Consider the following 20170-nt stretch of genomic DNA (forward strand, 5'->3'; position numbering starts at 1 on the left):
CTTATTAAATTATTTATAAAAAGCAGGAATTCCGATTAAAAATGCATAAGTATAGAAAATATAGATGAAAAAGGAATTTACTTCTATTCTATTTTGCAATTGATAATGGTCTATTATTTATTATACTAAAAATGGGAGGATTAACATTGAATTATACATATCTTAACCGTACGATTCGGTTTATTGTAGTTATTGTAGCTACCATCCTATTATTTGTTAGCTTCTTTTATTTATCCAAAGTAACCTATCCCTTTATTATAGGATTTCTAATTGCTTTTTTAATGAATCCACTTGTTAATTTTTTGCAATTTAAATGTAAACTGCCTAGAGCCTTTGCTGTAATTTTAAGTATTTTGCTCATATTATCTGTATTTGCTGGGTTAGTTTCTTTACTAATTGCCGAGATTGTAGCAGGGGCGGCTTATCTGGGTGAGGTAGTACCGAAACATATTGATATCATTATTCGATATATTGAGGATTTGTTCGCAGCGCAAATTATCCCATTGTATAATAAAATATCACAAACCTTCAATAATCTTGGAACAGGTCAACAAGATACGATTATGACAAATATAAATAAAGTTGGCGAACAGGTTGGAAATGTTATGGGAGATTTTTTGCAATCCTTTTTCCTTAACATTCCCATCATACTATCCTGGTTTCCTAATGCAGCGAGTGTTCTAATATTCTCTTTATTAGCCACGTTTTTTATTAGTAAAGACTGGGTTCGGTTATCATTGAAGTTCGGAAAATTTTTTCCATCTAAATGGTTAAATAGTGGAAAAACAGTTTTCTTTGAATTAAAGAAAGCTTTACTTGGATTTATTAAAGCACAGTTAACGCTTGTTTCGATTACAACAGTCATTATTTTAATTGGCCTTTTAATACTTCGAGTTGATTATGCGATTACGATTGCACTCTTAACTGGAATAGTTGATATTATTCCGTATTTGGGTACAGGTCTAATATTCGTTCCTTGGATAATTTATGAGATTATTACTGGACAAATCGTGCTGGCAATAGGGTTATCGGTGCTCTATATCGTCGTTTTAGTTCAACGGCAAATAATGGAACCAAAAATTCTCTCTTCTAATATTGGGCTAGATCCCTTAGCAACCTTAATTGCTCTATTTGTTGGATTTAAGCTTTTTGGATTTATCGGGCTAATTATTGGTCCTGTTTCCCTAGTCATTGTCACTACCTTACATAGAGCAAATGTTTTTCAGGACATTTGGAAATTTATTAAAGGAGAAAGTGAGATACCGAAATAAAGTGAGGGTTTCCCTTCATCTCCCACCTATCTTCCTTGAATTCTCCTAAACTTACGGTTGGGTCTTACTGTCCGTTAAATGTGGGATAAAGATGTATTTATTAATCTCTTTGAGAGCAAAGTTTGAAAAAAGGAGCGGTGAATTTCCAATTGGAAATTCACCGCTCTTTTTCATCTATATCTAATGTTAGTATGGACCTCTAATAGAATTTTTCACTTTATCTTCATAAAATGTTCTTAGTGTTTGTAATTCATCCATATTAAATGTTTTTTCCTCTAATGCTTTTAAGTTTTCAACAATTTGCTTTCGATTTTTGAATCCTGGAATTACACAAGAAATACCTTGCTGATCCAATATCCATCGTAATGCTGCAGTAGCCATTGACTTTCGACCATTCGCAATCCAAGTAAGCTCATCTGCTAATTCTACACCCTTTTTAAAACCAAGCCCTGCAAATGTTTCTCCTACATTAAAGGCTTTCCCATTTTCATTAAATTTGCGATGATCATCTTCATCAAAAGTATGATTTTTCGTAAATTTCCCAGTAAGTAAACCACTAGCCAACGGAAGACGCACAAGAATCCCGACCCCTTGCTTCTCCGCTACAGGAATTAATTTCTCAAGTGGTTTTTGGCGAAAAATATTAAAAATAACTTGCAACGCCTTTACGTTTGGATTTTGCAAGCATATAAGCCCCTGCTCCACTGTTTCAACACTTACTCCATAATTCCGAATTTTTCCTTTTTGCTGTAATTTATCAAGTACCTCAAATACTTGACCATCTTTTAATATTTCTGTTGGCGGACAATGAATTTGGTATAAATCGATTGCTTCTCTATTTAATCGCTTTAAACTATTTTCACAATACTGACGAACACTTTCGTCTGAGTATGTTTGCTGTGCAAAAATATCTCCTCCACGACAAAACTTAGTTGCAATATGGATTTGATCCTCTTTCCCTTTCGTGGCCTTAGCAAGCAGCTCCTCACTATGTCCATCTCCATATACATCTGCTGTATCAAAAAAATTCACGCCTTTTTCGATTGCCAGTTCTAAGGATTTTAATGCTTCAGTGTCATCAACCTTTCCCCATGAACCACCAATTGCCCACGTACCGAAACTTACTTCACTGATTTTTAGGCCTGTATTTCCTAAATTTCTGTAATTCACTCTTTAAGCACCTCCACTAGCTAAGACTACTTACTCGATTTTATTGAAATTAATGCTAATTTGAACGGTATCTGTAAAAAGAAAAAATCTAAAGGAGTCTCTACTCTGTGCGTATACAGATAAGTTGTTCTATCAAAATTATAACAAGGATTAATAAGTTTGTATATTAAATAAACCAACGTATAAAAAACGATTCCCTTTGTTTATCTTTTGGATAAATAGTTTTTCAACAATATTTATCCCTTTTGTTTAGGTTTGGTTAATAGACAAACTGTAGTATAATTAATCAATTAAGAATGATGCTTTAAGAGATAATTCAACTTCTGATAATAAATAAATTTTTCCAGTTCAAAAGGCAAGATACGGGATAAAAGGAGACTAAGAAAAAACATGCATATTACTTGGAATCAGCAATTGGTAAAAAAAGAAAATAAGTCACTATGTTTATATTTAATTAAAAACAATGCTCCAATCTCTCGGGCAGATATTGCGCAACAAACAGGATTAACAAAGGGCACTGTCTCCTCCTTAGTATCAGAGCTTATTGACGAACAGTTAATCTATAAATCTGGTCATGGCGAGTCGAGTGGAGGCAGACGACCTGTCATGCTGCTATTTAATGAACAAGCAGGCTATTCAATCGGTATTGACCTAGGTGTCAATTACATATTAGGAATTTTAACCGATTTACGTGGAAATATTATTTATCGGATAAATGAAAAGTATGTAAATTTAACGTATGAAGATACACTAGAAATGATAAAAAAAATTATTACTACTTTAATAGAGAATGCTCCTAAATCTCCTTATGGTGTAATTGGGATTGGAATTGGCGCACCAGGGATTATAAACATGGAAGGAGAGATTCTACTAGCACCAAACCTTGGCTGGAAAAACATATCGCTTAAGAAACAATTAGAGGCACAATTTCATCTTCCTGTTTTAGTCGAAAATGAAGCAAACGCAGGAGCCTATGGAGAAAAGGAATTCGGCCTAGGGCAACCTTTTCAAAATCTTATTTATGTAAGTGCAGGCATTGGAATTGGTGCTGGCATTATTATTAACGGAGAATTATATAAAGGAACGCTAGGTTATTCAGGTGAAATCGGTCATATGACCATACAAAAGGATGGACTAGAATGCCGCTGTGGCAATAAAGGCTGCTGGGAACTATATGCTTCTGAACAATACTTATTAACTAGAGCTACACAATTAAAGCTAGGAGATAAAAAACAAATTCATTTAAATGACTTAATTGAGCTTGCTAACCAAGGAAATAACCAAGCAATCCATTTATTCCATGAGGTGGGGGATCATTTAGGAGCTGGAATTATAAATATCATTCATACATTTAATCCAGAACAAATCATCATTGGAAATCGCCTCTCCTTAGCAAAAAGATGGATAGAGCCACGTGTGAAAAAAATGATAAGTAATTATACTTTACCCTTTCATCAATCGAAGCTGACTATCCATTTCTCTGATATTGATTTTGCGTCCTCTGCCTTAGGGGCTGCAGCTTTTTCTACAGAGAATTTTTTAAGATGTATGTTGCAGCCGGATTAATTGCTGTTTAGACTATATTAATTATTAAGTCGTTTAAAACATACGTTCAACATACATTTATTTTGGCATCCAAATTCGATAATTACCGCTTAAAGCAAGTAAACTAAAAAAGTATAAGCAATTATCATAATACCGCCTTTCGCCTTTTCTAATTGGCGTATTCCAAAATAATTCAACCATTCTTTTAGCATTCGGTCCGTCGGCCGCTAAAGAAGCCATTGCATTCGTTGCAATTAATCCAATTGGATGAAGTGATTTTTCCGTAAAAGGAACTCCTTCAATCGTGTATCTCCGATAATCTTCAGGATCTTTTTCAGCAAAAAAATTCTGGATTTTATTAGCCGTTTCTCTTTCTGATTCACTTCCTCCAAACCATTCATAATCAAGACCTATATTTGCAGCAACTCGATAAGAGTCGCTATAAAAATGACCATAGCCCTTATCATTATTTGGAGTACCATCATAATAAGCATATTCGGGAGCAAGTCCTGTTTCTGAGTGACATGCTGTTTTCAAATATTCTCGGCTTGCCTCTGCTGCTTCTTTCCAAAACGCTTGGTCTTCTGGATTTGCCCAGCAAGCAAATAACTCGTAAAAATGTGGCAAATGATAAGAGGGATCTGTAAATTCACAGTTTGGAACAAATTTTATTAACTTGTTGTCCAGATTCCACATGGAGTGTCCTTTTCCCTCTTCCTCCTTATGCAAACAGGTTTGCAATAAATCTCTTGCTTGTTGACTATAGTTGAAAGGTTGTTCTCCATCTCCCCATCGATGGGCTGCAAAAAATAAGGCTAGTGCAAAAAATTCTTCACCGTCTGGTGCAGGTCCATCTGACCGCTTTGAGCCATCTGGATTACAAGACCAGGCAAAGTAACCAGCATTTTCTCCAGTATTCATATACATATGTTTCTTTGTCCAATTCCATATGCGATCAAATTCCTCTTTCTTATCTAATTGGACAGCAATCATCATTCCATAGGACATACCTTCTGTTCTAACATCAAGATTCCCTGTATCTAATAAATATCCTCCATCCATAGAAGGAAAATAAATTCTCGTATCATCATCGCCATAAAAAATTTGTGCCCATGCATCCTCTATTTTTGATTGAATAGCTGTATCCGAGTATCCCATCTCTTTAAAAATATTTCGATAATTACCTGTATAAAATGCACCTTTCACCTAAACACTCCTCCTTTCTATTAAGAAGAATAAGAAGTTATAAGACTATCATCTAATCCTTCATAAGTTTGGGTTTCATATACTATTGCCCTTAATTCTATAAGTGTCACTTCATTTTTTGTTAGGGTAATAGAAAGCTTTAAATAGCCATCTGCTTCTTTCTTTTGTTTTGCTGTAGATAACTTTGGTATAGCTGCTTCTTTTAATGTTTCCACTGATTCCTTGTCTGGGAAACGAGGTCTACCTAATTCTTTCCATACTTTCCAAGGATTCGCATGATTCTCATCTACACTCTGCCTCTTCATAAAGTACTCCCCACTACTAACAGGTATTTTAATCACTAATTCCTTCTCAAAGCCTTCTCCTTTAGCCATTACCTCATTCCAAGCTACAAGTGTAATCGATCCATTTTCTTTTCGCGTAATAATCATTTGTGTATCACGATACAGAACTTCCTCACCAAGTCTATTGAAAAAGGAAAATAAATGAAAAGTTGGCTTTGGGATGGAATGAAGCGCCATTAAACCAAACCCGCCATGGAATAAAGCCTTTGGCACATCAGCCTCTTCAAAAACATCACTAAAAGTCCAATACGAAAAAGAATCGACAAAGTCTCCACCCTCACTTAATATCCGTGCAAGATAGGCTGCATTTAACGGTGTATCATGAACGGGATTGATCGGACTATAAGAAGTATTATATTCGGTAATATGGAAGGGCAAATCAGAAAAAGGTGATTCCTTAATTAGACCACGAACTACCTCAAACTGTTGAAGCATATCTGTATTATCTACTAGATCTTGATAATAATAATCAGGAGTAACTTTTTTAGGGCTTAGCGATGTGTAGGCATGCCGACTGACAAAATCTACAGGCACATTCTCCCTATGACAGAAATTCAAGAAATCAACAATCCACTCGTCAGCACCACCACAAATTGCCGGACCACCAACCTGAAGATCTTGGTTTACCGCTTTAATTGCTAGCGCTGTAACTTTATATAGCCTAAAGTATTCTTCTTTATCGGCATCCTTCCAAAAGTTTACTAAGTTAGGCTCATTCCAAACTTCAAATGGCCATTGTTTAACTTCTTCTATTCCATAGCGTTCAATAAAATGGTTTACTACTGCTGTAATTAAATTACTCCATTTTTGGTAATCGCTTGGTGGAGTTACATTTCCTTTCCAATAAAAAATCGTTTGGTCACCAGAAGAAAGTAATTCTGGCATAAAACCAAATTCAATAAAGGGTCGTAAGTTCAGCTCAAGAAAAGAGTCAAAGATGCGGTCAATGTAAGTAAAGTTATAAAATGGCTTTACTTCCTCTCCTATCTTCATTTCCCGATAAATACCGACGTCATCTGAAAGTAAACCATGTCCTCTAATATATTTAAATCCAATTTTCTCTTGAATAATTTTGAGATGATCAAGATATTCTTTCTGTAGTGCCAGACCAAGTCTCCCAGTTCCAATGCAATATTTCCAGTTTTCCTTCAGCTTCCCCTCTCCTTTTGATGCTATAATAATTGATTCCATTACCGACCTCTCCTATTCTCCATTTAAATGTATTTCTGTAATCATCTAGCAAAATATTGTTAGTTAAAGATTGTTTCGTAAAGTTTGTTGTTAGTAACCCACAGCCTATATAAGCTAAAGAACATTGGGCAGTGGATTCCCTAACTCGTTGACGAAATCGAGAATACTGCCCACATAAATTGACTAATAGCTATAATAGAAATATTTAATAAATAACACGGTTCAGTTCATCATTTATCCCTGACTTTCGATAGAAATAAGTATTAATTATATCTCTCCATTCCTTAGAATGTTCCAATTGAATAGTTAACCTTTGTAGAATGTCGTTATATCTTTTTTCATCTACTAAACCATTTAAACTAATCCAACTTTCTAGTAGATTTTCTACGTCTTCTACCCCTTCAAAGTGAGTGTTATAAATATGCTGAATTACTGTGGTTCCCGACTTTAAAATATGTGTATATGGAACATGGTGAAAAAATAGGACTAATTCATCTGGACAAGTCTCCACTGATTCATACATGTCGAAATTTTCCGGGAAATATTGTTCCGTATATCCAGTTCCGTCTTTCTTTGTTCGATTTACCCCAATCCCTTTCCAATCTGCGAAATGATAAGTACCCCAAGGGGAATATTCATAACCGTCTACATTTGGACCATAATGGTGATTAGGATTCACCATCCAGCCAACTCCTAAAGGAGCGGTATATTTTTCATAAATACTCCATGAATCTGCAAGCATCTCTTTTACAGTGTTTAGTATTTTGGGATGATTTCCAAATGTTTGTGTTACCCATTCATCTGTAATCGTTGCTTCTGGTAAGTCTGGATTCCAAATTAATCTCCCATACCCATATAGATTAGCTTGTGCAAGAATGTGACCAGTCCAACTCGACTCATTCCCAATATTTGTAACAGCTGAAATTCCACTATATTTATAATGAAATAGAGTTCCATCAACCACCTTTTTTACCGTAGAACCTTCCCCTTTTGCATATGTATCAAAATCCAGTACTTTTTTCCATTGGGGAATTAAATAACATAAATGTTTCTGTTGTCCCGTATATTCTTGTGTGATTTGAAATTCTAGTACTTGATTTGTCTCTGGCATAGCCCCAAATAGTGGTGAAACTGGCTCTCTTACTTGAAAATCCATTGGTCCATTTTTGATTTGCAGAATAACATTCTCTAAAAATTGACCATCTAGTGGTTTAAAATGATCGTATGCTGCTCTCGCTCGATCTGTCGTTCGATCTCTCCAATCTTGAAGACAATCATATACAAAGCAACGCCAAATGACGATTCCATCAAAAGGTAGCAAAGCCTCCCCTAACATATTCGCACCATCTGCATGATTTCGATTATAAGTGAACGGTCCAGGACGATGTTCAGAATCCGCTTTCACAACAAAGCCACCGAAGTCTTCTATATATTGATAAATTTCTGCAGTTTTCTTTGTCCACCATTCTCTCACCTGTGGATCTAGTGGATCAGCTGTAGAAAGACCGCCAATTTCAATCGTACTAGCATAATTAATAGATAAAAAAAGTCTAATACCGTATTGTCTGAATATATTTGCCACTTTTGCCACGTCAGGAAGTAATTCCTTTGTAATCAGATTAGTTTCAGCTTTATGAACATTAACATTATTGATAGAGATCCCATTAATTCCAATCGAAGCCATCAACCTTGCATAATCTTTGATTCGTCCATAATCCAGTATAAATTGATTATTCTCAAAAAAGATTGAGTGTCCAGCATAGCCCCGTTCAATAGAACCATCCATATTGTCCCAGTGATTAATCATTCTTAATTGAGTCTTAGGATTTTCTATAATATCTAGCTGTTGATAATCTCTATTTGTCTGTAATATTCGTAAAAAATGAAAAGCTGCATACAAGACACCTTTATCGGTCTTTCCTGTTAAATAAATTCGTTCCTTTGGTTTAGTGAAAGACTGTAACATATATCCATCATTATTCAATGATCTATTCAAAGTAGTCATATTCGAACTATCTACTGTTGCTAAAACAATTGCCGAATTGTTCCCTTCCATGTCTGCTATAACTTCAGGTTCTATTCCTGTTATCGATAATATTCCTCTTTTTAATTCTTCTACTGCTGACTTAATTATTTCCGTTTTTTCTAATACAACAATTTTTTTTAATGCTTCTATATTTGCTAAATCTTTCTTTCTCTCATATCTTAGCCAGCATTTATATTCATCCGTTTTTTGCAAGGTTTCTACTAATGTCATTGTCTCTTCACTCCTTTTCTCGTAAAATCTTTTATCTTTAAAAGAATTTAACTACTTTACTCTTTTTTCTTAAAGCTGTTTTCGTAACGTTTGTTGCTAATTCTTGAACATCTACATGCATTAAGGCTACTCCCCTTTTCGAAATAATTAATTTTTTCTATTGAAAAAAACAACAATCTTTTCGAAAAATGCTAATCTTAAACTCCTGAATATGCCATAAATCCTCCGTCAACCGGAACGCTGATTCCCGTAACAAATCCGCTTGCCTCCTCATTAACTAGCCATAATAGAGTTCCTAATAGATCTTCTGGTTTTCCTAATCTTTTTACTGGCGTATGTGCCAATATTTTCTTCGTCCGGTCTGTATAGGAGCCATCTGAATTTTTAAGCAAAGCTTCGTTCTGTTTTGTTAAGAAAAATCCTGGAGCAATGGCATTTACTCTTATACCTGTTTCCGCCATATGTACAGCTAACCATTTTGTGAAATTCTCTATACCTGCTTTAGCTGCACTGTAGGCAGGTACTTTCGTCATCGGACTTGGCGCACTCATTGAGGATATATTTATGATGGTTCCACTTTTCCCAAGCATTTGCTTAGAAAATACCTGGGTAGGAATCAATGTTCCAATTATATTTAGATTAAATACAAAGGAGAAGCCCTCAATCGTTAAATCGAAAAAACTAGTAAGCCCTGCTTTGTCCAAATCCTCTATCCGTAGGATTTCTTCTGATGTAATTCCCTTTGGATGATTTCCTCCTGCCCCATTTATAAGAATGTCACAGCTTCCAAATGTATCAGAAACTATTTTTTCCGCTTCCTTAACACTGTTCACATCTACGACATCACACGCAATAGCAATGGCAGTTCCACCTTCCTTATTTATTTCCTCCGCTACCTTTTGTGCTTTTTCATATGTACGATTAAGAAGAGCTACTTTTACCCCTTGTCTGCCTAGCTCCTTTGCCATACAACTACAAAGCACTCCTCCACCACCAGTAATAACCGCTACTTTCCCAGATAGATTTTCAATTAATGGTAACATTGTTAATTTCCCCTTTCTTAACCGCTTTATTGTTTTGCTCCAAACTATCCCAAATTCCTAAAATATACATAATTCCTAAGGCTCGATCGTAAAGTCCATAACCAGGTCTTGCTTTTTCTCCCCAAATCATTCTGCCGTGATCTGGACGGAAATAACCTTTAAATCCATAATCGTGAAGAGCCTTCACTATTTCATATAAATCAAGAGAACCTTCTTCCGTGCTTCTGTGAGAGGTTTCCTGAAAATCCCCGTTATCGGCTATTTTAATATTTCGTATATGAACAAAGGGTACCCGATCCATTTTTAAAAACTGACACAAGATATCCGGAATATCATGATTCGGATTTGCCCCTAAAGAACCTGAGCATATCGTTAAACCATTAGATGGACTATTCACAAGCTTTATAATTCGCTCTAAATTCTCCTTCGATCGAACAATTCGTGGTAGACCAAATACGGACCATGGTGGATCATCTGGATGGATTGCCATTTTAATATCACATTCTTCTGCTACCGGAATTACTTGCTCTAAGAAATACTGAAGATGATCAAATAAATCTTCTTCTGTTACATCTTGATATAATTCAAATAACTGCTTTATCGCTTTTAGCCTTTCTGGTTCCCAGCCAGGAAGAGAATATCCATTCGATAAATTCTCCATTTGTTCGATTAACTCTAACGGTTCAATCGACTCTATTTTTGCTTTTTCGTATGCAAGAACAGTCGATCCATCAGGAAGCTCCTTTGCTAGATCGGAACGTGTCCAATCAAAAATCGGCATAAAATTATAGCAGATTACCTTGACACCAGCTTTTGCCAGATTTCGAATCGTTTCTTTATAATTTTCAATGTATTTTTCTCGAGATGGAAGACCAAGCTTTATATCTTCATGAATATTTACACTTTCAATCACTTCTAGGCTCATGCCGTTTCTATTAATCTCTTCCTTCAGCTCCATGATCCTACTTTCAGGCCACACTTCTCCTACAGGAATATCAAATAAAGCACCCACAATACCATCGATTCCAGGTATTTGTCTAATATACTCTAAGGAAACGCTGTCATCCTCCTTGCCAAACCACCTAAATGTTGCCTTCACTAACAAAACCTCCTATCAATTCATCTCTTTACACTATATGCCTCCATTAATCTTAAAATAATTTTTTGTATGAAAATAAGTTTAGTTCCGACCAACCGGGGCCTTATAGTATTCATATATCATTTTAAAAAAATTATAATTTATGCTAAAAGGAATTATTAAATTCCTCTTATGATCCATGTACATGCGGAGCATCATACGTTTCATCCATACTATTTGATGTAGCTTTTTTTAGGAAATTACTTTCTATATGATTCAACATCGCTCTTGAATTAAATGACATGATCATTGCAATTAAACTGGCAATAAAAATTACTAGGAAATCAGTCGTCATTACCGTTGCAACCCCAACTAAAAATAAGATTAATATATTGCCTATTGTTTCTTTGAACTTAATAAACAAATAATACGCAGACAACTTTACTAAATCTCTTAATCGAAAAGTGTATTTGGCATTGATTATTAGTATATTTATACTAAGCATTGTCCAGATAAGAGTAAGTATAAGCACAACGATAAAAATGATTTGATTGACTGGAGTTACTGTCATACGGAGGTATTGTAAGTCGATGAGTAAGACAAAGAATACCGCTAGGATTATGGTCCAGATATAAAACGTACCTTTTAAATTCGATCGATAGCCATAGAAAAAGTCAGCAGTTGGCGACAATTCCTTCGTTCTCACTAATTTCTCCATCGAATAAAGCAGTCCTGATATAGCTGGTCCTGATGGTATTAAGGCAAGAGCATATAGTGCAATATTAGAAAATGATGGTGTTAATGTCATGAAGAAAAAAATGAATACTGCATTGGTCGCGACAAAATAGATATTTGTTAATAAAATCCAATACACATAATTACTAAATGTAAATAATATCCCTTGGCCAAACTCTTTTTTTTGTTCCATGCTTTTCACCTTCTTTCAAAATATAAATGGAGGATGAGACATTCTGCTTTTTAGAAAGGTTCTTTTCTTAAAGTTTGTTTCTATTAACCTGCAGCCTGAATACACATCACTTCCCGTGAGGAGAGCGGAGAGTCTTCAGGATTTCACTCATACTGCTCGCTAATTCCGTGGCGTCTACGTGTATCCAGGCTGCTCCGTATTACTTTTTAAAATTTTTCTATTTGCAGCACAATAATCTTTTGAAACCAGCTTTTTAGCAAGAGCCGATTGTTAGAAGATATCTCATCCATCATTATTACTTAGTTATTTTTCTTGTATTCTTGATACGTTTTGTTTGCTGTATCTACATATTGATCTAAGCCTTGACTTTGTAGCTCTTTTACAAAAGCATCAAATTCACTTAAATCACGAGTACCTAAAATAAACTTTAATGTGTTTTGGTTTGTATAATCTTTTAATGGTGTACTTTGTAATGTTGCCTTTTCTCTATCTTCAATAGAATAAGGAATTAATGGGTCTGTTGGAATTGGTGTTTTGACTGCTTTCATATCATTTTGGAACTTAATCTCTTCTTCACTCATCATGGAATGAAGCAAGTCTGTTGTTCCACCATAAGCAAAAACCCCGCCAGAGAAACCATAGTCAACACGTAAATCCTGTGTTCCATTCGGATTTAAACCATTGTAATTGATATCATCTGTTAATTTTCTTTCTCCATCTTCCTTCGTGAACGTTGTTCCTTCTACTCCCCATTTAGTAAATTCTTGCCCTTCATCACTGTAATATAACCAGTCAATAAACTGAAGAATTGCTTCGAAGTTTTCGCTTTCTTTAATTTTCGAAGTAATCATCACGCCGTTTTCTAACCTAGATCCTGACATTAATTGGCCAGCAGGACCACCAGGAACAGTAATTTTTGAAATAGCGTAGTTTCCTTTACCTAATGTTTTATCCATATCCACACGATGTAAGTTAATTGTCTGAGAGTTTCCATTTATAATGAATGATTTACCAGTTACAAATTTCTGTACAGCTTGATCATCGCTTTGTGTGAAACTTTCTTCGTCTAACAAGCCTTCTTCCACTAACTTGTGAAAGTAAGTAAGCATTTCTTTATAGCCATCTGTTGTTGCTGCATAAACGAATTCATCTGCATCTTGATCATAAGACAAGCCGTTTCCGAATCCCCATCCAGCTTTCGTTCCAAAACCTGTTGCTGCAATATTCAGTGTACTATTAAACGTAAAGCGGTCAGAGAAAGGAATTGAATCTGGATATACTTCTTTCAATTTCTTCATTGATGTATACAGCTCATCCCATGTTGTTGGAATAGCAATGTTATTTTCTTCAAAGATATCTGTTCTTACAATTAACGTATAATCTGGCCAAACCTCTTCATGTAAACCTGGAAGTACATAGAATTTCCCATCATTTTGACGTAAAGTATCTAATTCAGAATCCATATTCCATTTTTCTACTTTTTCTTTGAAATGAGGCATTTTATCAATGTAATCGCTTACCGGAAGTGCCGCACCAGATGCTACAAAAGCAGATTCTTCTCCTGGGTATGTTTTTGGAATAACAATTGGTGCATCCCCTGAACTAATTAACAAACTTCTTTTTTGTGTGTAATCACTCATTGGTACAATAGTTGGCTTTAATGTAACACCTGTGATTTCTTTAATCTTATCCCATAATAGCCAATCTTCTTTATATGGATATGTTGGCTGATCCATATATAAAATAGATAAATCAAATGGCTCAGTTGCTTTAAATGTGTCCCCTGCATTATAAGATTCCATTGCCCCTTTTGTCGATACTTCTGCCTCTTTACTTGTTGATTCTTCATTCGAACAAGCTACAGCAATAAGTACTAACATCATCAAACCTAGAAATAGCCCAACCTTTTTACAACTTTCTTTCATAGTATTTCCTCCCCTTATATATATAGGAAAAGCGTAAAGTCGTTTTTCACTAAAAGCAGGCGTATAGAAGGAATCCTTAGGAAAAACAACTACGCTGAACTCCTGTTACTATTAAGGTCCTATTTTATTACTTAATAGAACCTAACATTACGCCAGAAACAAAGTACTTTTGTACAAATGGATACACCGTTAATATTGGCAAAATCGTTAATACCATTGTTACCGACTTAATATTTGCAGAGATTTGTGTTAAGTTGTCGGCTGATGTTGCACCAGCTGACATGCCACTAGTTGTTCCCGCAATCATATTTCGTAGATAGATAGTAACTGGAAATAATTCTTTTTTATCTAAATAAATGAAAGCACTGAACCAAGAATTCCAATATGCCACTGCATAAAATAACACCATCGTGGCAATTACAGCTTTACTTAATGGCAATACAATTTTTAATAGAATGCCATACGTGTTTAAACCATCAATAGCTGCTGCCTCTTCAAGTTCCTCAGGCATATTTTCAAAAAAAGATTTCATAATCAGCATATTATAAATACTAATAGCACCTGGGATAACAATTGCCCACATAGTATTAGCGAATCCTAATGCGTTGATTAAAACATAGTTTGGAATTAAGCCTCCGTTAAAGAACATCGTAAATACAGCAAATACTGTTAAAAACCTGCGTCCTACTAATCTTCTTTTTGAAAGTGCATAGGCAAATATTGTCGTCAAAAACATGGAAATGATTGTACCTACCACTGTATACACAACTGTGTTTTTATAATTAATCCAAAACATCGTATCAGAAAGAACCTTCTGATAGGTTTCTACATTAAATCCCTTTGGAAACAAATTTACCTGTCCTGAATTGATATAAGACTCACTACTAAAAGACTGTGCAACTACATTTATAAATGGATATAACGTACAAAATATAATAATTAATAGAATACATACATTAAAGACTTTAAAGATTTTGTATTGCTTCGATTCTTTCATCTAATCTCCCCCCTACCATAAACTTCTTTCAGTTAGTTTTCTCGATATGCTATTCGCTGTTAACACAAGCACTAAGCCTATTATGGATTCAAATAACCCAATAGCAGCCGCATAACTAAAATTATTTGATTCTAAACCAACACGGTATAGATATGTTGAAATAACATCTGAAGTTTCATAGGTTAAAGGATTGTAAATCAATAAGATCTTTTCAAAGCCAATCGCTAGGAAACTACCAATATTCAAAATTAGGAGTGTAACAATTGTCGGCAATATACCTGGAATGGTAATATGCCAGGTTTGTTTCCAGCGGTTAGCACCATCTATCTTTGCTGCTTCATATAAAGAATCATCAATAGTCGTTAGGGCAGCCAAGTAAAGAATCGCTCCCCATCCCATTCCTTGCCATACTTCCGATGTAACATAAATTGTCCTAAACCAGTCTGGACTTTGAATAAAGCTTATTTTTTCTCCTGTAAAAAACTCTACTATCGCATTAATGGAACCGTTTAATGCAGTCAATTGTAAAATCATTCCAGCTATGATAACAATAGATAAAAAATGCGGTAAATAGGAAGCTGTTTGTACAAATTTCTTGAATTTTTTCGACTTTATTTCATTTAAAAGAAGAGCAAAAATAATTGGCATCGGAAAACAAAACAGTAAAGTTATTCCGCCTAGAATGAGGGTGTTTTTAAATACATTCCAAAATACCGGGTCGTTAATAAACATCTCAAAATAATATAAGCCTACCCATTGTTCGCCATACATTTTTCCGCCTGGCATATACCTTCTGAAAGCGATAACATTTCCAAGCATTGGACCATATTTAAAAATTAATAAATAGATGAGTGGTAAAACCAACAAGGAATATAGCTGCCAATCTTTCCGTATAGCAGTTAACGTTGTTTTAAATCTACTTCTTTTTGTCTTTATTGTCTTATTTACTTGTGATTGAACGACTTCTGTTTCCATGAGAACCCCCCGTTTCTGTTTAATAGTGACACACCAGTCGTTTGCTGATTCATTGAATAGCAGCTAGCAGACTGTTATAAAGCAAAGCTTCACTTAAATGAATGAAGCGAAATACACTACTTTAAAGCGCTTACCCAACAAAACTAAGAAGCTCTATTACAAAATTAAAAAAAGATAATATAAATAAGTTTATGATTGATTGCAAAGTCGATTTAAATTGGAGTGATGGTAATGAAAAGAATAAATGTTAATCAGGTTGTGAAATGCGGATTTTTTGTTCATTCAGTTTAACCATACTAGTATGGTAGATTATCGACAAAAACTTTTCTTGTTTAAAGAATCTGAAACAGTGGATCCTCTTTCAAGTAATGTACAGGAATATGTGGAAATTCAGCTTTCACTATAGATGTTAGATATTCCATGCCTGGTTCTTCACTAACAGCATGACCAATCAAAATTATTGCCCTCTTTTTCCCTTGGTAAATAGCATCTCTTACATACTCAGGTGACTCCCATTCTGGACCTTCGCCTGCTATAATTAGATCTAAATGGTGCTGTTGGAATAAAGGAATTACCAATTCTCCTCCACCACGATAGCCTGCAAGTAATCCTATCTTTTGACATTGCATGGACAAATCGCCTACAATTCTTACAAAAGGCGCACCAAGCTTCGCTTTTACATACGTTGCTATTTCCCCAACCGTTTTTTGCGGTATCGTTAAAGTTGTTGCTGTTGGTTGATGCTTTTCGATATATTCTCTCCATTCAAGCTTATGGATTAAACCTAGCATTATTCCGTCTGGGTCATAGCGATGAAAATAATCATGAAAGCGAAAAATAGTGACATTCGACTCTTCTATTAATCGGAGCTTTGCCATGCATATAGGATCGTTCGCATATTTGTCTTTCCAATTTGCATGACTGTAAAAAGGACCTTCATGGGTAATGATCAAATTAGCTTTAAGTGAAATTGCCTTTTCTAATACTTCTTGCGTTAGCATGAATGCGATTACAATTCCTGTCACATCAATATGAGGAGATCCTTTTATTAGTACATCTGTTGTTGATTCAAACTTTCTTGCGGGCTCGATTAGTTTTTCTACTACTCTTTGAACACTCGTCATTTTATCTCCCCCTCAAGTTAATCAAATTATACCATGCCAAAGTTTGTTTATTCAATATACAAACTATTTTTTTTTACAACTTTTACTATTATTTTTTCTAATTATCGATTCTACTCTTATTCTGTGATCACTTTATTTGTTTTTAGTTTCTGCACACGCTGAAAAATGAGAATACTACTTGACATTAGTATGAAAGCTATAGAAACGCCACTAAAAAATGGAAGAAGACCAGGTATATAGAATAATAGAAACATATCTGCTGCTAATCCAAGGATCGCTAGCATTAATATGTGGATATTTAAAACTCCTAGAAAAAAGGAGTATTTAAAGTAGTCAAAAAACTTTAGCTCGTAATGTACGTAAACAGGAAAGAAGAATAAAACGGTAATAAGGTATAAACAAGAAATCAATAGCAATATACTTGTTGCAACAATACGGATTATCCCATCTAAATTTAAAATAAGATAGTAATCTACATACAACATTATTCCAGCCATTACAAATACTAAACCAAAACTATTGCTCTTGATAAATTCACTTTTATAGACGGAGAAGAATGTTTTCCAGATGGGAACTTCCGTTTCTTTCATAAACCATTTTCGGACAACAGTAAATAGTGCTGCTGTTGCTGGCATAAAGCCCAATAGGATAAGACCACTGACTGTGAACATTATCCACAGTAAATTAATATAAGCTAGCTTCATAATCCATTCACAAATGGTATATAACTTCCCCATTGGTTTTGTTGACATGCTTATCCCCTCTACTTTCTTCTTTCCTTCTAGCCTATTTTCTGACTTATTTTTAAATTACTATAAAGAAAACTTCCATCAGTAGGGATCTTTTCTCATCCCCCACTGATGGTTAGTTGTACTTATCAGACTTTTAAGAGAGAGTTTCATCACAAAGGCTTCCTCCATTTTCCGCAGCTTAATCTGAAGGTTTTCACTACCCGTTAAGAGCGGAAATACACTATCTGAAAAGGGGCTTCTACTGCTTTTCTTCTAACCACAAGATGCTTGTTACTCCGCGTGGGTAGTATTTGCTTCCCGCAATTTCTCCTGCTATTATTTGATCACTCCAACTCCAAATGGACAGTTCGGGATGTGTTAGCCATTCTACATGTGTAGCATCAGCCTTTGCTCCTTTTTCATCCCAGTTCCAGCCCAGAATTTCTCGAGCGATAAATTGGCATAAATAAATTTTACTTAGCCAAGAATTATTACTTGTCGATGAAATTTTCCAGCCACCATCTTCAAATAAACAAATTCCTTCTGTTAAAACTGTTTCAAAATGTGTTTTTAATGCTTGAATGTATGCCCCGAAACGACCATTCACATCTAATGCATCCTTACAGTTTGTAAAGTATGGGAATATTAATCCTTCAATTGCTGGAATAATTTTCGAGTCATTGCCTTCACCGATGACAGCTGGAATATAACCAGCTTCCGTTACATGCTCCACAATCGTTGCCGCACATTTTTCTGCTTGTTCTCCAGCAATTTTGGCTAACTCTGTTCGCTCATTCTCTGCAAATATTCTTTCAAGCGCAATATAGGAAGCCCATATTTTTCCTGCGAGATAAATATTGTTTCTTGCCTGCCCTAAAGACACATCAAGGCTGTCATAGGTGGTAATTTCTGCACCACCCATTACTCTCGAAGAATCTAATCCCATTAAGCCGTTACGTTTATCTGGTTCTGGATGATCTCGATTTAACATACTATCAAAACATCGTTCCACTATTTCTAAATTCGCATCCAGCCACTCTTTATCCTCTGTATGGCTAACATAAAGAGCAGCACATAATACCCAGTTTACTAGCTGTTCATGTGTCATGTGTGAGAAGCATCCGTCTAAGCCATATAATTCATAGGATGAATAATGAGGACGAGATATAGTATTCGCTACGCCCATATCATGGGTAAAACTTATGCCGCCTGGATATTCTGTATCATCATTTGGAAACCGAACGGTATCTTCATAACTAAATCGTTGTACAAACATATCTAATTCATTTTTCACTGTCCATGGATTCATCCTTAGTTCATAGAAAATCTGATCCACTGTTAAATCGAAGGTATTCATCATTCGATATTCCCCTTCGTTTACCACCCAAAAAGGCTCACCATAATTATCTAAGAGTTGCGTAGAACCGTAATAGCTGCGAATAGAGTGAATTAACATAAACTTTTGATCTTCTGATAAATGATTTGTACTATCTATTTTTTTATTCGCATTTTTCGCTCTGTCTGCAAGTGGATCAAAGTTTTTAAGCGCATATTCAGCAACAGACTCGATATTATTAAAGAAGTTTGTATAGTAATAAGAAGTATCCATTCCTGCAGTTACAATCCCACCTCTATAAAAACAGATGGCAAATTGGTATGTTCTTTTTTCTCCTGCTGGAACATCCATAACAAGTGCTCCTAAAGGTCCTAATCCAAATGTCCAATTCTCTTCTTCAGGAGTTGTTAGAATATTTTCCAAACTAAAGTGCATTGCTGATTTTACATCAGGATTATTGGATACAATAGCAGTCAATCTGCCTTGACCAATACCTGCAAAGCCATCCATTGTATCATCGACTCTTCGCATCGATGAATAAGGATCACTCCCCTGATAGCCGAAAAAAGCCCGTCTATTTCTTGTTCCATTTGTATTATCTACTGTCAATTCAGCAAGTACAGCTGGCAAAATAGTACTTTTCAATTCTTCTTCATTTGCAGCTTTTGGATCTGGAACACCTTCCACTTGGGAGTAAATAGTAAAAGATAGATCCTCAGATTCCCATGTATCTGTTCCAAGTTGAAAATTACGTTTTATTTTATCTTTAGAGATAGGAAAAATTATATTAGGCTTATCAGGATCTGGATCCATATTTTCAATATCATACCTTTTACTTTCATCATCCTCTTGATACGCAAAGAATGGAAATGCTTGATATGTCCCTTTTTTGTCTAAAACTTCAGCACCAATATAAATATTTTGTTTAGGAGAACGACCTAGCTCTAAATCTAATCCGCCACCTGCACCTGGAAAACCTAGTGTGAAGCTGGAAAACGCTCCTATTGGAGAATGATGAGCATTAAAAAATGAATTTTTTGGCATTGTTA

The 20170-nt window shown here is 35.1% G+C and carries 15 protein-coding genes; 2 read left to right on the forward strand and 13 right to left on the reverse strand.

Annotation, left to right across the window (positions count from 1 at the left end):
• Positions 1–146: 146 nt before the first annotated feature.
• Positions 147–1271, forward strand: coding sequence for a sporulation integral membrane protein YtvI (ytvI, locus tag NKG37_RS25055; protein WP_016201821.1), 1125 nt, complete (start codon positions 147–149; stop codon positions 1269–1271).
• Between the two features lie 186 nt (positions 1272–1457).
• Here the strand turns inward: ytvI and NKG37_RS25060 are convergent, their stop codons facing one another.
• Positions 1458–2441, reverse strand: a complete 984-nt coding sequence (locus tag NKG37_RS25060) for an aldo/keto reductase (protein WP_169188954.1) — start codon at positions 2439–2441, stop codon at positions 1458–1460.
• Positions 2442–2831: 390 nt separating this feature from the next.
• Between NKG37_RS25060 and NKG37_RS25065 the strand changes: the two genes are divergently transcribed.
• Entirely contained in the window at positions 2832–4007 is a 1176-nt protein-coding gene (locus tag NKG37_RS25065; RefSeq protein WP_254415509.1) for an ROK family transcriptional regulator, read from the forward strand.
• A gap of 57 nt (positions 4008–4064) precedes the next feature.
• Here the strand turns inward: NKG37_RS25065 and NKG37_RS25070 are convergent, their stop codons facing one another.
• The 12 genes from NKG37_RS25070 to NKG37_RS25125 form a co-directional block, all read right to left on the reverse strand.
• On the reverse strand, positions 4065–5144 hold the full coding sequence (locus NKG37_RS25070) for a family 8 glycosyl hydrolase (RefSeq protein ID WP_254416442.1): 1080 nt from the start codon (positions 5142–5144) through the stop codon (positions 4065–4067).
• A gap of 68 nt (positions 5145–5212) precedes the next feature.
• Positions 5213–6727: a GH39 family glycosyl hydrolase gene (locus NKG37_RS25075; RefSeq protein WP_016201824.1), complete on the reverse strand. Its 1515-nt coding sequence runs from the start codon at positions 6725–6727 to the stop codon at positions 5213–5215.
• Positions 6728–6932: 205 nt separating this feature from the next.
• The gene (locus NKG37_RS25080) at positions 6933–8984 is read right to left on the reverse strand and encodes an alpha-glucuronidase family glycosyl hydrolase (protein ID WP_254415510.1); all 2052 of its coding nucleotides are present in this window, start codon (positions 8982–8984) and stop codon (positions 6933–6935) included.
• Positions 8985–9181: 197 nt separating this feature from the next.
• Positions 9182–10027, reverse strand: coding sequence for an SDR family oxidoreductase (locus tag NKG37_RS25085; RefSeq protein ID WP_016201826.1), 846 nt, complete (start codon positions 10025–10027; stop codon positions 9182–9184).
• The gene (gene uxuA / locus NKG37_RS25090; RefSeq protein ID WP_254415511.1) at positions 10011–11126 is read right to left on the reverse strand and encodes a mannonate dehydratase; all 1116 of its coding nucleotides are present in this window, start codon (positions 11124–11126) and stop codon (positions 10011–10013) included. The genes NKG37_RS25085 and uxuA overlap by 17 nt, the downstream gene beginning before the upstream one ends.
• Before the next feature lie 169 nt (positions 11127–11295).
• Positions 11296–12033 (reverse strand): DUF624 domain-containing protein, encoded by a 738-nt coding sequence (locus NKG37_RS25095; protein ID WP_101730649.1) that lies wholly within the window; start codon positions 12031–12033, stop codon positions 11296–11298.
• 299 nt (positions 12034–12332) lie between these two features.
• A complete protein-coding gene (locus NKG37_RS25100; RefSeq protein WP_212119233.1) occupies positions 12333–13958 on the reverse strand; it encodes an ABC transporter substrate-binding protein in 1626 nt (541 codons plus the stop codon).
• A 127-nt stretch (positions 13959–14085) separates the two neighbouring features.
• On the reverse strand, positions 14086–14955 hold the full coding sequence (locus tag NKG37_RS25105) for a carbohydrate ABC transporter permease (protein ID WP_016201829.1): 870 nt from the start codon (positions 14953–14955) through the stop codon (positions 14086–14088).
• A 12-nt stretch (positions 14956–14967) separates the two neighbouring features.
• On the reverse strand, positions 14968–15930 hold the full coding sequence (locus tag NKG37_RS25110; RefSeq protein WP_016201830.1) for an ABC transporter permease: 963 nt from the start codon (positions 15928–15930) through the stop codon (positions 14968–14970).
• Between the two features lie 332 nt (positions 15931–16262).
• The gene (locus NKG37_RS25115) at positions 16263–17054 is read right to left on the reverse strand and encodes a Nif3-like dinuclear metal center hexameric protein (protein ID WP_016201831.1); all 792 of its coding nucleotides are present in this window, start codon (positions 17052–17054) and stop codon (positions 16263–16265) included.
• A 116-nt stretch (positions 17055–17170) separates the two neighbouring features.
• The gene (locus NKG37_RS25120) at positions 17171–17806 is read right to left on the reverse strand and encodes a YesL family protein (RefSeq protein WP_101730647.1); all 636 of its coding nucleotides are present in this window, start codon (positions 17804–17806) and stop codon (positions 17171–17173) included.
• 238 nt (positions 17807–18044) lie between these two features.
• The gene (locus NKG37_RS25125; protein WP_254415512.1) at positions 18045–20165 is read right to left on the reverse strand and encodes a glycoside hydrolase family 52 protein; all 2121 of its coding nucleotides are present in this window, start codon (positions 20163–20165) and stop codon (positions 18045–18047) included.
• Positions 20166–20170 lie beyond the last annotated feature (5 nt).

The organism is Niallia sp. RD1, from assembly GCF_024219955.1.
GTDB classification, from domain to species: Bacteria; Bacillota; Bacilli; order Bacillales; family Cytobacillaceae; genus Niallia; species Niallia alba.

Bases quoted from the DNA above. Each gene is read 5' to 3' on its own strand.
- NKG37_RS25095 (WP_101730649.1), bottom strand. From the start codon at position 12,033: ATGGAACAAAAAAAAGAGTTTGGCCAAGGGATATTATTTACATTTAGT.
- NKG37_RS25080 (WP_254415510.1), bottom strand. From the start codon at position 8,984: ATGACATTAGTAGAAACCTTGCAAAAAACGGATGAATATAAATGCTGG.
- NKG37_RS25115 (WP_016201831.1), bottom strand. From the start codon at position 17,054: ATGACGAGTGTTCAAAGAGTAGTAGAAAAACTAATCGAGCCCGCAAGA.
- NKG37_RS25110 (WP_016201830.1), bottom strand. From the start codon at position 15,930: ATGGAAACAGAAGTCGTTCAATCACAAGTAAATAAGACAATAAAGACA.
- NKG37_RS25075 (WP_016201824.1), bottom strand. From the start codon at position 6,727: ATGGAATCAATTATTATAGCATCAAAAGGAGAGGGGAAGCTGAAGGAA.
- NKG37_RS25105 (WP_016201829.1), bottom strand. From the start codon at position 14,955: ATGAAAGAATCGAAGCAATACAAAATCTTTAAAGTCTTTAATGTATGT.
- NKG37_RS25120 (WP_101730647.1), bottom strand. From the start codon at position 17,806: ATGTCAACAAAACCAATGGGGAAGTTATATACCATTTGTGAATGGATT.
- NKG37_RS25065 (WP_254415509.1), top strand. From the start codon at position 2,832: ATGCATATTACTTGGAATCAGCAATTGGTAAAAAAAGAAAATAAGTCA.
- NKG37_RS25100 (WP_212119233.1), bottom strand. From the start codon at position 13,958: ATGAAAGAAAGTTGTAAAAAGGTTGGGCTATTTCTAGGTTTGATGATG.
- NKG37_RS25085 (WP_016201826.1), bottom strand. From the start codon at position 10,027: ATGTTACCATTAATTGAAAATCTATCTGGGAAAGTAGCGGTTATTACT.
- NKG37_RS25070 (WP_254416442.1), bottom strand. From the start codon at position 5,144: ATGGGATACTCGGATACAGCTATTCAATCAAAAATAGAGGATGCATGG.
- NKG37_RS25125 (WP_254415512.1), bottom strand. From the start codon at position 20,165: ATGCCAAAAAATTCATTTTTTAATGCTCATCATTCTCCAATAGGAGCG.